The sequence below is a fragment of the Pseudoalteromonas sp. S8-8 genome (assembly GCF_000497875.1).
In the GTDB taxonomy this organism is placed as follows: domain Bacteria; phylum Pseudomonadota; class Gammaproteobacteria; order Enterobacterales; family Alteromonadaceae; genus Pseudoalteromonas; species Pseudoalteromonas arctica.
The window spans coordinates 81388-96023 of sequence record NZ_AUTR01000039.1 but is presented as its reverse complement, the minus strand read 5'-3'; the positions used below and the strand labels follow the sequence as shown (position 1 = coordinate 96023).

Annotated in this window: 13 protein-coding genes and 1 riboswitch; of the genes, 6 read left to right on the top strand and 7 right to left on the bottom strand. The window is 39.6% G+C overall.

The genetic code is table 11. From position 1 onward, the window contains the following. Nucleotides 1-84: 84 nt before the first annotated feature. Nucleotides 85-636: a DUF4136 domain-containing protein gene (locus L659_RS0113295; RefSeq protein ID WP_007581899.1), complete on the top strand. Its 552-nt coding sequence runs from the start codon at nt 85-87 to the stop codon at nt 634-636. A gap of 586 nt (nt 637-1222) precedes the next feature. Here L659_RS0113295 and L659_RS0113290 read toward each other — a convergent pair. After that, nucleotides 1223-1711: a peptide-methionine (S)-S-oxide reductase gene (locus L659_RS0113290; RefSeq protein WP_024590857.1), complete on the bottom strand. Its 489-nt coding sequence runs from the start codon at nt 1709-1711 to the stop codon at nt 1223-1225. A gap of 187 nt (nt 1712-1898) precedes the next feature. On the opposite strand from L659_RS0113290, the gene L659_RS0113285 reads away from it, so the two are divergent. Continuing rightward, the gene (locus L659_RS0113285; RefSeq protein ID WP_024590856.1) at nt 1899-3764 is read left to right on the top strand and encodes a TonB-dependent receptor plug domain-containing protein; all 1866 of its coding nucleotides are present in this window, start codon (nt 1899-1901) and stop codon (nt 3762-3764) included. Between the two features lie 108 nt (nt 3765-3872). On the opposite strand, the gene L659_RS0113280 is transcribed toward L659_RS0113285, so the two are convergent. Further along, nucleotides 3873-4343, bottom strand: a complete 471-nt coding sequence (locus L659_RS0113280) for a hypothetical protein (RefSeq protein WP_024590855.1) — start codon at nt 4341-4343, stop codon at nt 3873-3875. A 204-nt stretch (nt 4344-4547) separates the two neighbouring features. After that, complete coding sequence (locus L659_RS0113275) at nt 4548-4811, bottom strand: YkgJ family cysteine cluster protein (protein ID WP_008134548.1); 264 nt, start codon at nt 4809-4811, stop codon at nt 4548-4550. 169 nt (nt 4812-4980) lie between these two features. On the opposite strand from L659_RS0113275, the gene L659_RS0113270 reads away from it, so the two are divergent. The 3 genes from L659_RS0113270 (at nt 4981) to L659_RS0113260 (ending at nt 10434) form a co-directional block, all read left to right on the top strand. Continuing rightward, nucleotides 4981-6159, top strand: coding sequence for an efflux RND transporter periplasmic adaptor subunit (locus tag L659_RS0113270; protein ID WP_024590854.1), 1179 nt, complete (start codon nt 4981-4983; stop codon nt 6157-6159). 2 nt (nt 6160-6161) lie between these two features. Continuing rightward, nucleotides 6162-9311, top strand: coding sequence for an efflux RND transporter permease subunit (locus L659_RS0113265; protein WP_024590853.1), 3150 nt, complete (start codon nt 6162-6164; stop codon nt 9309-9311). A gap of 232 nt (nt 9312-9543) precedes the next feature. Next, entirely contained in the window at nt 9544-10434 is an 891-nt protein-coding gene (locus L659_RS0113260) for a dienelactone hydrolase family protein (protein WP_024590852.1), read from the top strand. Nucleotides 10435-10504: 70 nt separating this feature from the next. Here the strand turns inward: L659_RS0113260 and rhlP are convergent, their stop codons facing one another. Genes rhlP through L659_RS0113245 form a run of 3 tightly spaced genes read right to left on the bottom strand, consistent with a single transcriptional unit; the run spans nt 10505 to nt 12641 of the window. Further along, the gene (rhlP, locus tag L659_RS0113255) at nt 10505-11299 is read right to left on the bottom strand and encodes a rhombotarget lipoprotein (protein WP_050581775.1); all 795 of its coding nucleotides are present in this window, start codon (nt 11297-11299) and stop codon (nt 10505-10507) included. 48 nt (nt 11300-11347) lie between these two features. Beyond that, a complete protein-coding gene (locus tag L659_RS0113250; protein WP_024590851.1) occupies nt 11348-11692 on the bottom strand; it encodes a lactoylglutathione lyase in 345 nt (114 codons plus the stop codon). Nucleotides 11693-11705: 13 nt separating this feature from the next. Next, entirely contained in the window at nt 11706-12641 is a 936-nt protein-coding gene (locus tag L659_RS0113245) for a LysR family transcriptional regulator (RefSeq protein ID WP_024590850.1), read from the bottom strand. Between the two features lie 133 nt (nt 12642-12774). On the opposite strand from L659_RS0113245, the gene L659_RS0113240 reads away from it, so the two are divergent. Beyond that, nucleotides 12775-13431, top strand: coding sequence for a nitroreductase family protein (locus tag L659_RS0113240; protein WP_024590849.1), 657 nt, complete (start codon nt 12775-12777; stop codon nt 13429-13431). Between the two features lie 79 nt (nt 13432-13510). On the opposite strand, the gene ribB is transcribed toward L659_RS0113240, so the two are convergent. Next, nucleotides 13511-14164 carry a 3,4-dihydroxy-2-butanone-4-phosphate synthase gene (gene ribB / locus L659_RS0113235; RefSeq protein ID WP_024590848.1) on the bottom strand — a complete coding sequence of 218 codons (654 nt, stop codon included), beginning with the start codon at nt 14162-14164 and terminating at the stop codon, nt 13511-13513. Nucleotides 14165-14411: 247 nt separating this feature from the next. Next, nucleotides 14412-14577, bottom strand: a riboswitch (FMN riboswitch). Nucleotides 14578-14636: the final 59 nt, after the last annotated feature.

The following is a 14636-nucleotide window of genomic DNA, read 5'->3' as shown; positions in this document are numbered from 1 at the left end:
AACTAAAATATAGGACGTTTAAATAATACACATTTAAACTATGTGTGTTATTTTAAATTAATGCATTTTATTGGAGCAAACGTAATGAAAAATATACTTATTGTTGCAGCGCTAGCACTTCTTACAGCCTGTACACAAACCCCAGATTGGGATTACGATAAATCAGCTAACTTTAGTAATTTTAAAACATTTGCTTGGGTAGAAAACGCCAGCCTAACTAAAGACACAAATAACTATCAAATTAATGGCCTAATGGAAAAGCGTGTTCGCACTGCCGTTAATGCAGAATTGAGCCAAACACTAGGTATGAGTTTAGTTGATGCAGCGCAAGCTGATGTACTTGTTAACTATCATGCATCGGTAGATAAAGAGCTTGAAGTAGACAACTTCAATATAAACTACCGCCCGCATTGGGGTTATTGGGGTACTGGTTTTCAACGCGATACAACTGCGCGTGAATACGAAGTGGGTACACTGATTATTGATATTGTGGATCGTGAATCAAACCAGCTAGTATGGCGCGGCGCAAAAGAAGGTCGATTAAAGAAAAATCAATCGCCAGAAAAGCGTGAAGCATCAATTAATAAAACAGTGAGCGAAATTTTAAGTAACTTCCCGCCGCAAAAGCAGCAGTAAGTTAAAATTAGCTATAATTAAGTTTTAAAAGAGCTCACAGTACGTGAGCTTTTTTGTGGGTGTGTATTTTTGGAACTTTTAAAATAAAGTTATTACGAGCTGCGCCCGTCACGTCAGCAAGCTGCACGTCTACAAAATAAACACCGGATTAAACTTTACCTGTAGGCGCTAAGCTTGCTTGCGCGAGAAGCGATAGCTTCTAATCACTTACCTTTACCTAACGCTATATTCAACCTTAAATTACGAGCTGCGCTCGTCACGTCAGCAAGCTGCACGCCTACAAAAAACACCGCGTCAAACTTTACCCGTAGGCGCTAAGCTTGCTTACGCGAGAAGCGATAGCTTCTAATCACTTACCTTTACCTAACGCTATATTCAACCTTAAATTACGAGCTGCGCTCGTCACGTCAGCAAGCTGCACGTCTACAAAACAAACACCGGATTAAACTTTACCTGTAGGCGCTAAGCTTGCTTGCGCGAGAAGCGATAGCTTCTAATTACTTTATAGCGCTATATTCCATCTTAAATTACGAGCTGCGCTCGTCACGTCAGCAAGCTGCACGTCTACAAAAACACCGCGTTAAATTTACGATTTATACTTATGCAGTAACTCAAGCGGTATATGACAGTAATCATCAGGATGATTAGTTAAACGGTCTTGATGCTCAGGATCGCTTGGCACGTAGTTAGTTAGCAGCTCGACCCCTACCACAATTTTATCGGCATCACTTCGCTGGCTTATATAATTGCTAGCGACCTTTAAATGATCTTGGCTTTTGCTATAAATGGCAGTGCGATATTTAGGGCCTACGTCATCCCCTTGTTTGTTAACGCTATACGGATCAATAATCTCAAAAAAGAAGCCAAACAGCTCGTTTAAGCTAACCGCTTTTGTACTAAATATTACTTTTACACACTCAGCATAACCGTCGTATTCGCCTTGTGTATTATCATTTGTTCCATTAGCCCGTCCTGCTTCAGTACTTATTACACCAGGTAAGTGCTTTAAAAACTCTTGCACACCCCACAGGCAGCCACCTGCAAAGTAAATAGTATCTTGCTGTTTTATATTCATAATAAATGTGACCAAATTTGTTAGATGCATTAACTTTGCAAATGATTATCAAATGCAGTTTTTAATGAATTAATGTACAATCGCGCCAAAATCGCAGTTGTTTAATTGAATTATTTTATCACGCCTTAAAAGTGTGTTCTGAATTTAATTGTTACCGTAATTGCATATAAAAAATGAGACACACAACATGAAATGGTCACCGCACTTTATACTCCCTGCACTGCTATGCAGCGCGAGCAGTTTTGCCTACGGCGAAGCTGTAACTGATAAAACTGAGGCATCACCGGCAATCGAAAAAATAACGGTTGAGGCATCACCCACTGCAAACACATTACCTGTAGGTACATTTGACTCTCCAGTATCTAATTTAGAGTATGACCCACGTGTTGATTTACAATCACGTAATATGGCTGAAGCGCAAGCCGATGTGACTATACGCGGTGGTATTTTTGAAAATACCGGCTTTAGAGTTGGTAGTGCTACTTTACTTGACCCACAGTCTGGTCATTACTTTGCTGAAATTCCTATTGCACCGCAAATGCTTACCGGCCCTTATATTTTAACAGGCGCAGACAATGCACTTAATGGTGCTAATAGCTCTGTAGGCACTGTATCGTTTGGCTGGAAACCAATTAGCACGGGCGGCAGTGTATCGGTAGGTACTGGCACAAACGATTTTAACTTACAAAGCTTACATGCAGCTGTAAGTATGCCCCTTGAAGGCGCAAAGGATTGGAAGCTTGGTTTTGAAGGTGAGATTTCTCACTCACAAAGCGATGGCACTATTGATAACGGCGATCACGACTTTACGCGTGCATCGGGTCGCGTTCAATTAGCTGGCGCTGATTCTCAAACAGATTTGTTTTTTGGCTCACAAGATAAGTTTTTTGGTTGGCCAAATTTGTACACTCCATTTGGCGTTAACGAAACAGAAGAGCTAGAAACCCGCTTATTAATGCTAAACCATAAGCAAAATTATGCGCAGGATAGTAACTTTGAAGTGTCGGCTTATTACCGCACACACGACGATCATTATATTTACTCTCGCGAAAATCCAAGCGCTTTTGAAGCGTTTCACAAAAGTGAAGTTAAGTCGTTAGCGCTATCGGGGCATCATGCTCAAAGCGATGTATTTGCTGTAAATTATTCAGCACAGTTTATTGACGACTCAATTGAATCTACCACGCTTGAAAACAACTTTACCTCTCGTAAGTATTATAAATTAAGCGTATTGCCTGAATACAAAATGGCGCTTGAGGATAATAAACAACTTACATTTCGTTTAGGCGCTGCGTTTGACGATACAAATAGAGACGACTCTGAACTGTCACTTATTGGTGATATAACGCTTAATACACAAAACAGCAAAGGTTTTGAGCGCACGTTTTATTTATCGTACGCAGAGGCAAGCCAAGTAGCAGGCTATACCGCCATTGGCGGAAGTGATTCAGGCGGGTTATTTAGAAGTAATTACACCCTTGAGCGCGAAACGACTAAAAGCCTAGAGCTGGGTTTATTAGTTGATGAGCAAACTTGGCAACTTAATTCGGCTATTTTTTATCGCAAAGATGACAACTTAACCGATTGGACGTTTAATTTTGATTCAAGCTCTGCGCGCTTTGCAAACCCTGTAGATATAAATACGACGGGCGTTGAGTTCTTAGCAACTAAACACTTTGAAACAACCGAAATTGTAGCGAGTTACACCTACCTTCATAAATCAGAAAATTACGGTGCGGCAGATATTGACGCTAGTTTTTACGCATTAAACTTTCCTGATCACCGCCTAACACTCGGCGCAGTGTGGAATCCTACTGATATATTGCAGTTTAGAATAGATAACGAGTGGCGCAAACAGCACGAAAATGCGCTGCGCGGTAGTGACGACGATGCTTTATTTACTCATTTAACGTTAAAAATTACGCCGCCAATGCTAAAAAACTTATTTATTACTTTAGCAGCAGATAACTTATGGGGTGAATCGTTTGAAGAGATACCTGGTACACCAGGGCGAGGCGAGCAATATACGTTAAGCGCAACGTATAGTTGGTAGAATTGAGCTATCACATTCAAAGACCTGTTTATTTAAAACAGGTCTTTGAATAAATATTTAGCAAAGAATAAACGACATACTAAATATTAAGAGCTTTGATTACTCAGCTTATATTGAACCAGAACGACATTGTCTTTTTCTTAGCTCATTATCAATTTGTAAAGGGCGACTAAGCTCATCTGTAAGAACCTGCGAAACAACCGTACCGGTTTCAACTTCTTGTATCCAGATTGATATTTTATCCCCTTCCCTTTTTCTATTTAGCATGTAGCTTTTATCAGAATCTAAATTAACGTTAAAATTAACAAAAGCTTCTTTTTGACTATTTAAAACATCAGGGTTTGAAACACTCGCCTTTACCCATAAATCATGATCACCACTGATATACTGCTTTGGTTCAGCCCATTGTGTAGGTTTTTTGTTAAAGCACATCAAGTGGACATATTCTAGATCTACTCCCTGCTCTCTTTTAAAGTTTTCGAGTCTAAAGTGGTCTTCTTTAATATCGGTTTTAATTGGTAAGTTTGAACAACCTAATAAAGTCACACCTAATGTAAATGCTGTAAGTAAATTTTTCATTTTTATTTCCTTTTAAAAATTAAGATTGAACGAAATCACCTATAAATGAGATTTATAAAAAGTATCTTACAATTTCCTATATTAGCAACAAAGTTAAATATGTCTAATATTTCGCCATTAAATAAATTAACGACTGCTTTTAATAACCTTATGAAGATTTTTATTAATAATATATTGTAAATAGATGTGTATTAAAAACGAGGATTAAGTTAGCTCTTCAAGCTCTGTAATAAGCGCTAAAGCCTGTGCATTTGTTGACCCGCACACATCAAATGTGGCGCTAAAATCACTACATACTTTTGGTCGACTTTCATCACCAAATAACTTACATAAATTACGTTCATCTAGCTGAATACAACGCTCTCCGGCTTTTTTACCATTTGGCATACCTGGAATAGGCGAACTAATACTTGGCGCAATACAGCATGCGCCGCAGCCTAGCCTGCAATTCATCGATTCGGTTTTCATAATTTCCTCGGTATAAAAAACACTTACTTTAATTTCTTTTTAGGAACTTAATTAATCGCATAGTGAGTTGTAACACACACATGTAATGCTTTGTTACATCTTAAAACAGCTTGTAAACACTTTATTGCGTATTATTGCTCTGTCACCACCAATTATGAAGGAATGCCTTGTGGCTACTACAAAACAAATAATACTCCCAATCGCTGTTTTAGCAGGCGGTATTGCTTTAGCTTTCGCCTTTATGGCAATGAAAAAACCACCCGAAGAAAAGCCAGAGCAAGATTTACGTCCTTTAGTAGCAACACAAAGCGTACTTTTAGATTCTATAACGCTCGATGTTAAATCGTACGGCATTGTTAAACCAAAGTATCGTACCGAGCTAATAGCACAAGTTAGCGGGCAAGTTATTTCGGTATCAGATCAATTTGTAGAAGGCGCGTTTGTAAAGCAAGGCGATATTTTAGCACGAATTGATGCAAATGATTACGAAGCAGACTTTATTGAAGCGCAAGCGGGTTTAGCACAAGCAAGCTCAGCACTTGAAATAGAACGCGCGCAAGCACATGTCGCTCAAGCTGAGTGGGAGCGCATTAAGTCAGACTCAAGCGACGCTATCGCATCAGAACTTTATTTGCGAAAACCACAGCTTGCAGAAAAATTAGCGCGTTACCGCTCTGCTCAAGCAAGTGTTAAGCGTGCTAGCCGCAATCTTGAGCGTACTTATATTAAAGCCCCTTATGATGCCATTATTAATGAGCGCACAATTAGCTTAGGTTCAGTAGTAAACCCAGGTAATAGTTTTGGTGCATTGAGTGCAACCTCAGTTGCAGAGGTACGTTTGCCAGTTGCCGACCAAGAACTGCAATATTTAAAAAATGGCGGCGTAGGCTCAAATGTTACATTTAACGCAGAATACGCGGGTAAGCAAACAATGTGGCAAGCCAAAGTAATTCGCACCGAAGGTGTGGTTGATCAAACAAGCCGTATGAGCTACTTGGTTGCACAACTTGCAACACCTTATGGCGATAAAACACGCCCCCTTCGTTTTGGTTCATACATTAACGCTACCATTGAAGGTCGCCCGCTTGATAACGCAATTATTGTTGCGCACCATTTAGTTAAAGATAATCAAATTGTAATTTTAAATGACGATTTAACATTATCGTTTAAAACTCTCAATATTATACGCGAACAAAACGGCATGATTATAGCCAGCCAAGGGCTAAAAAATGGCGAGCAAATTGTTACCTCAGCGCTTGAGTATCCAACTGAAGGTATGGCGGTAAAAGTTGAAGATATTGCGCCTGATAAAACTGATGTAACTCAACTTGCGCTGAAAGAGGAATAATCATGAACACTCGTGAAACAGGGTTAATAGCATGGTTTGCCCGAAATCCCGTTGCTGCCAACCTACTAATGATATTTATATTAGTGGGCGGTATTTTAATGGCAATGACCATTCGCAAACAAATGTTCCCACAGTTTGAAAGTAACTGGATAAGCGTACAAGCGGTTTACCCAGGTGCAGCCCCGCAAGAAGTTGAAGAAGGCATAACCATAAAAGTTGAGGAAAACCTCGAAGGTATTGAAGGCATTAAACGCCTAATTACTTACTCTAACCGTGGTTTTTCACAAGCGTGGATTGAAATAGAAGAACAATACAATCCACAAGAAGTACTTGATGAAATTAAAGTACAAGTTGATTCAATAAACACCTTTCCTGCGGGAATGGAGCGCCCTGTTGTTCGCCGCGATAAGTTTGAGCAAGAGGTAATGATACTCGCGCTTTATGGCGACATGAGTAACTACCAGTTAAAAGAGCTTGGCAACGATATAAAAGATGAACTGCAAGCACTGCCTCACGTTAACCTTGTTAATTTTAACGGCGGTTTAGAATACGAAATTGGTATAGAAGTTAGCCCCGATAAACTGCGCGAATATGGCTTAACATTTAGAGATATTGCAGGCGCTGTACAAAACTTTTCGGCCAATATGTCGGCGGGGCAAATACGCTCTGAAAACGGTTATATTTCGATGCGTGTTGAAAAACAAGCCTACCGTGGCTTTGAGTTTGAAAAACTCCCCCTTATTACCCTTGCTGATGGCGCACAAATTTATTTAGGCGATGTAGCAACCATTAACGACGGCTTTGAAGAAGGCCTACAATATTCTAAATATAATGGTAAAAACTCACTCTCGTTTGAAGTAAATGCATCAAAAGATCAAGATATTACCGATGTCGCAAAAGTTCTTAAAAGCTACATGGCGGCTAAAGAGCCACTTTTACCTGCAGGCGTTAAGCTATCTCCTATTGTTGATTTAACTTACTACCTTGAAGGTCGACTTGATATGATGGTCGATAACATGATTTGGGGGGGCTTGTTAGTAATGATAGTGCTGGCACTATTTTTACCGTTACGCTTGGCATTTTGGGTAATGATGGGTTTACCGGTGTCTTTTCTAGGTGCCTTTTTGTTTATGCCCATTGGCTTTTTAGACGTAACAATTAACCTAGCCTCTCTTTTTGCCTTTATACTTGTGCTCGGAATTGTTGTTGATGACGCCATTGTTGTGGGCGAGTCAGCCAGTGCCGAAATAGAAAAATACGGCCACACACTTGATAACGTAGTACGCGGCGTAAAACGTGTTGCGATGCCAGCAACCTTTGGTGTACTAACAACTATTGCGGCATTTTTACCACAAACACTCGCAACCGGCCCTGGCGCTGCTTTTTCTAAGGCAATTGGTGGCGTTATTATTTTATGTTTGATTTTTTCACTCATTGAATCAAAACTAATTTTACCTGCGCATATTGCAGCAATGAATCCGCGTAAACCAAATCCTAAAAACCTATTACATCGCTTACGTATGGTAATTGATAGTGGTTTAAAAGGCTTTGTGAATAACTACTACCTTCCTTTTGTTAGCCGCTGTATTCACTACCGCTATACCGTAATTGTTGGCTTTATGTGTTTGCTTATTGTAAGCGCAGGTATGTTTGCAGGTGGTTTAGTTAAGTTTGTACCAAACCCTAAAATACCGCACGACTTTCCGCGTATTGATATAGAGATGAACCTTGCTTCATCTGAGCAAGCAACGCTTGAAACTGCACGTAAAATAGAAAGCGTGTTGTTAAAGGTCGATCAGCAACTACAAGAGCAATACGGTAAACCGATGATCCGCGATTTATCGGTAAGCCTGCGCGGACGAACTGAAGCAAATATTATGGCCATTTTGGTAGAGCCTGATTTACGCCCTATCGACACCTTTGCCCTAAGTGCATTATGGCGTGAGCAAATGCCCGCTTTACCAGGCATTAAAACCATGACCATTCAAGACAGTATAATGAATGGCGGTCGAGATGATGGCGACGTTAGCTTTAAACTTGAAGGCAAAAATGCTGACGAGCTAAAAGAAGTGGCTGGTAAATTAAAAGCCAAATTACAAACAATGGAAGGCGTTGGCGACGTAAATGATTCAATGCAAAGCGCTACCGACGAAGTGCAACTTGATTTAAAACCACTCGCTTACAGCATGGGTTTAACGCTTGCTGATGTCGCATCGCAAGTTAGCTTTAGTTACTACGGCTTAGAAGCGCAGCGAATATTGCGTGAAGGCGAAGAAATTAAAGTCATGATTCGCTATCCAGAAGACGAACGTAACTCAATAAGTGACATAGCAAGTGTGCGTATTATTACACCTACTGGCGCTGAAGTACCGCTAAGTGAAATAGCCGAAGTTAAGTTGGTTGACGGTGTAAACCGTATTCGCCGCGAAAACTCTAAACGTACTGTAAATGTATGGGCTGCGGTAAATACCGACCAAGCCGAACCATTTGCAATTGCAGAAGAAATTCGTGACGAATACTTACCAACATTACTTAAAAGCTACCCTGGCGTTACAAGTGATGTAGCTGGGCGCATTCAAGAAGAGATGGACAGCGCTTCAGAGCAGCTTCGTGACTTTGGTATATCAATGATGATTATATTTGCCTTGTTAGCCATTCCACTTCGCTCTTACTCGCAGCCACTTATTATAATGTCGGTTATTCCGTTTGGTGTAGTGGGCGCGATGTTTGGGCATATGATTTTAGGTATGACCATGAGTAGCTTATCGATGTTTGGCATTATTGCTGTAGCGGGTGTGGTCGTAAATGATTCCCTCGTTATGGTTGATTTTGTAAACAAAGCACGCGCTGAAGGTGTTGCGATTAAAGATGCTGTAATGCAAGCCGGTGCTCGTCGCTTTAGAGCTATATTACTCACCTCAATCACTACCTTTATTGGTGTAATGCCAATTATTTTTGAAACGAGTTTACAAGCTAAAATTGTTATCCCGATGGCTGTATCACTTGCTTTTGGTGTGTTATTTGCCACAGTAATTACACTGATACTTATACCGTGCCAGTATGTTGCACTAGAAGATGCTAAACGATTAGTACGTAAAATGCGTGGCAAGCCACCACTAGTAGATGCCCAACCAGCGCCTACTCACAGCTAAATTAAGTAACATCCCAACCAAAAAAGCTCGGCATATTATGCCGAGCTTTTTATTTTTAGCTTAAAAATGATATTCACCTATTTGCTAACAATACTTCTATTACTTATTTTTTAACACACAGGATAGCTTTGGCAACAGTCCTAATAATTGAGAGAAATATTGCTCGTTTTTTATCCCTAATACGTTATGGTATTTAAATAATAAATAGACATAATAAAATTAAGGAACAGCCATGAATACATCTCCCTCTGATCATATTCCTCAAGAAGCCTTTGATTGGTATGACGAATACGCCCACGGTTTAATGGACCGACGTACTTTTATGAAAAAACTCGGTGGCCTTGCTGCTCTTGGCTTTTCGATGGCTGTACTTACATCAGCATTATTACCTAACTATGCACTTGCTGAACAAGTATCGTTTAATGACGATGATATTAAAGCAACATACGAAGAATTCGATTCGCCAGACGGGCACGGTAAAGGCAAAGGTTACTTAGCAACCCCTAAAAACATAGAAGGTAAGCTCCCTGTTGTACTTGTGGTACACGAAAACCGTGGATTAAACCCATACGTAAAGGATGTAGCAAGACGCTTAGCGAAGGTAGGCTTTATTGCATTTGCACCCGATGCGCTATTTCCACTGGGTGGCTACCCTGGTAATGATGATGAAGGACGCGCTATGCAAAAAACCATGGATCGCGCTAAAATTCAAAACGATTTTGTAGCCGCAGCACACTTTTTAAAATCGCATGCTAACAGTAACGGTAAGTTAGGCGCTGTCGGTTTTTGTTTTGGCGGCTACATTGTTAATTATTTAGCGGCAGTAGATAGCAACTTAATCAGCGCCGGAGTGCCTTTTTACGGTACTCCAGCCAGTGAAAGTTTACGTAAAAATATTAAAGCACCATTAATGATTCAATTGGGCGAGCTAGATAAACGTGTAAACGCGTCTTGGCCACAGTACGAACAAGACTTAAAAGCTAATAACGTTGAATACACTATGCATATGTATAAAGGGGCAAATCATGGCTTTCATAACGACTCGACAGGTCGCTATGATAAAGACAATGCTGAGCTTGCATGGCAACGTACCGTTGAGTTTTTTAATAGAAAGCTAAGTTAGCGAATAAAAAATAATGCCACCAGTTCTAAGCTAGTGGCATTATTAAAAATACTTGGTTTTTTTATCAACTTTAAACTTTTTTGGTACGCATAACTAATAATGACAACAAAACGAGTAAATAAATACTTAAAGAGCCACCGCTACTAGAGCCATCTTTATTTTCGACTTTTGCAATTTTTTCTTCTTTAACACGTGTTTTAAACCTTACTAGTTCTGCATCTAAATTAGTACTCATATCACTAACCGCTAGATTAAAGCCCTCTGCCGACTTTTCAGATAACGTTTCATCAATACCGATTGCTGTTGTTCTTTTTTCAAGCTTACTTATACCAGGTGCTCTAAATAGCATTTTTCTACTTTTAATATCAAAAACAGCTGTATCCACAAAGGTTTGAATTGTATTTTCATTACCTGGAATAACGTACATACCCACTATTGTCCAATAAAGTAAGGCTGCATTATTTTCATACGATTGCGTAACTTGATCATATGAAACCAGTGCCATTACATCTACATCGTAAAGCCTCCCGACTTGCTCGAGTGTTGCAAAACCTTCACCTCGTTTTAAATAGGTACTTGGTATAACTTCAATGCGGTCAATGTAATCATATTGTAGAAATGACTTTTTTACTTTTTCGAGTAACTCAACTTGGTTTTGGGTCTCTAACCCGTCTGGCTGCCAGTTTTTAGACGGTACAAATGCAATTCCAACAGTAACAGGGAGTTTTAAAACAGGTATTTCAGGTTTATAGGTAGAGCGACTTTGTTGATCAGGATATAAGAAATCCATTAAGCTACTAGATTGCGTATTTTTACCTGTATTGTTACTCACAAACGAACTACAAGAAGCAAGTAAGGTCGCCATAAAAATGATTATATATTTATTAAATCTCACATTTATTCCTTTTTATTTTTAATTTAATTCAGTTACGTGCCAAAGCTCACCCGATGGTCCCCATAAGTAAATAACGCTACCCCAAGGTTCTTGTTTTATACCCTCAAAGCGGATATCAAAACCGTTTAAATTACTAATGAGTTCGTATGCTTCATCTATATTTAACACACAAAGTTGCAGCATTAAGTTTTCAGCAAACGTTTTATTATAATAACGCTGTAAAAATAACGTACATTCGCCAAAAGTACACACGCATAAATCATTTGAGGCATCTTCAATCTTAAATCCAAGCGCTTTATAAAAGCGCTGAGATTGCTCATAATTTTTACAGGGAATAAAAATTCTAATATCATCAACTTGCATAACTCTTCCTTAATTAGCTCAGTACGCTTTTATCAATAATTCCTTTATTGACCAACTGCTGCAAAATAGCTTGGGATTTTGCTCTGCATACATCACGTAGTAAACGCACCGCAGGGGTTATTGACTGCCTACTTGGGCAAATAAGCCAAAGTTCACCATTAACATGTTGATAATTTGGCATTACAGTAACCACCCTGTCATTGAGTAAATCATCAGCCATATCAAGAGCCGACTTTACAGCTAAGCCCTTACCCGCAACGCACCAGCGCCTGACTAAATCGCCATCGTTTGAGGCGCGCCTGCCATCCATTTTAACTTTATATTTTGATTCACCATCGGTGAATTCCCACGTATTATTTATAATATCCTGCAACTGATAAAACAAACCTTGATGCGACGCTAAATCATCAGGATGCACGGGAGTCCCGTTTTGTAAGAGGTATTCGTGAGTTGCACATAATAAGCGCGGTACGTTACAAATTTTAAAACCATAAACGCTAGCATCATTAGGCGAGCCATAACGAAGTGCTATATCAACTGAGTCACGATAAAAGTCGATATTACTATCACTTATATGGGTTCTTAAACTTAGCTTTGGATAAGTGTCCATGAGTTCATCAATCCATGGGATCACCAAGTTACGCCCTAAGTCAGATGAAAGTGCAACACGCAATTCGCCTTCTATTTCGTCGTGTTCACCTTTAAGGTTTTGTTTTGCGAGCTCAAGCACTGCTAAAGCCTGTTCACATTGTGGTATGTAGCGCTCCCCAGCAGCCGACAACCTCAAATGACGTGTGGTACGAACAAACAGCTCGCTACCAAGCGCTGACTCCACGCGTTTAATAGCGGCGCTTGCTGTGGCTGTACGCATATCTAACTTAGCAGCTGCTAGCGTAATACTTCTAAACTCAGCGACTTTTAAAATAAGTTTTAAATCTTCTATGTTCATATTATCTATTTATATTTGATAATGATTCAATAATTATGCTGTTTATCTAATGCAAAGCAAGCTGTATTATCTTCGCATAAAGTAATTAACACGTACTTTTAATCGCAAACCCTATAACTTTTGGAGATTAAAAATGGCTCACCCAATTATTAATGACTTAGAAAAACGCTACACTGCAAAACGTTACGACGCCACTAAGCGCGTATCGCAAGACGATTTAGCCGTTATTTATGAGGCTATGCGATTGTCTCCTTCATCTATTAACTCGCAGCCTTGGAAGTTTATAGTTATTGAATCTGATGAGGCTAAAGAGCGTATGCATAGTACATTTGCTAATAAATTTGCGTTTAACCAGCCACACATTAAAACAGCTTCGCATATAATATTATTTGCTCACAACCCTAAATATACCCGCGATGATTACGCACAAATCATTGATGCAGATATTAAAAATGGTCGTACTAAAGCAGAAAATCGCGAACAAGCTTTTGGTGCTTACGCGTTTGTTGATATGAATACTGATGAGCAAGGCGTTAATGAAGAGTGGACTAAAGCACAAACTTACATTGCACTGGGTAACACTATGCATGCAGCTGCACGCTTAGGTGTTGACTCTACTCCAATGGAAGGCGTAGATGCCGAGCTGATTGGCGAAGTTTTTGAAAAAGAACTTGATGGTTACGTGTGCGACGTAGCATTAGTACTTGGCTATCACGATAGCGCAGAAGACTATAATGCTAAATTACCTAAATCTCGCTTGGCAAAAGAGCAAGTTATTCAGGTTTTATAAGTAATACGTTATAAACTTAAATGATAACAATATTAAAAAACCACTTATTTAAATAAGTGGTTTTTTGCTTTAAAGCAGTTTAACTTACTTGAAGCTGCGCAGCTTGAATGTATTGCACTAAATCTTCAATAGAAACCACGGTCATATTATGTTTATTAGCATAATCACTCACCTCAGGTAAGCGCGCCATTGAACCATCTGGATTTGTAAGTTCGCAAATTACGCCAAATGGTTTTAAGCCGGCAAGTTGCATTAAATCAACTGATGCTTCGGTATGACCACGACGAACTAATACTCCACCCGTTTGTGCTTTTAAACCAAATACATGCCCTGGGCGCGATAAATCACTTGGTTTGGCGTTATCGGTTGTCGCTGCTTTTATAGTAGTTACTCTATCAGCAGCAGACACACCTGTTGTAACACCATGCTTAGCTTCAATAGTGACTGTATAAGCGGTGTTATTTTGACTTGTGTTGTTGGTTACCATTTGCGGTAAGTCGAGCTGTTTAATGCGCTCCTCCCCCATGCATAAGCAAACAATACCGCTGCCTTCGCGGATCATTTCGGCCATTTGAGAAGTCGTTAAATGCTCAGCTGAAAATACAAAGTCGCCTTCATTTTCACGGTTTTCATCATCAACAACAAGTACGCCTTGCCCTTGCTGTAGTGCAGCAATTGCGCTTTGTACGCGGATATGGCTTTCGCCGAATTGAGTAAGTAGAGACTGAATCATCATTATATTCCAAATAAAAAATAATAGATTCAGGACTGTGAAAGGATCAGTAATACATCGCTTTAAATTTAAAACGATCACTACCAAAATAGCTTAAATAAAATAACAAAAAGCACGCAGCAAAAAGCAGCGCACACTGTTATACCAACGGCATTAAATCAGTAACCTATTATAGCGCTAAAAAAATAGCTCACTTAACGCGATACAATGATCGTGTCTTTAATAAAATTGGTATTAGTATAATAAGCCATATTCTCTTTCATCCGGACTGTAACCGTCGGCTCTGGCATCTCACCAGATCTGCTGACCTTTACTGAACCTAGGTTAAATAAAGCGCTCGCGGGCTCGTTTAAGTTATAAATAACATTAAACATACCGCCGGTGGGGAATTTCGCCCCGCCCTGAGAATGTACTTTTATAACTAAAGCGCTATAAAAGCGGGCTTATTATACCCTTTAACTTAATTACTTAT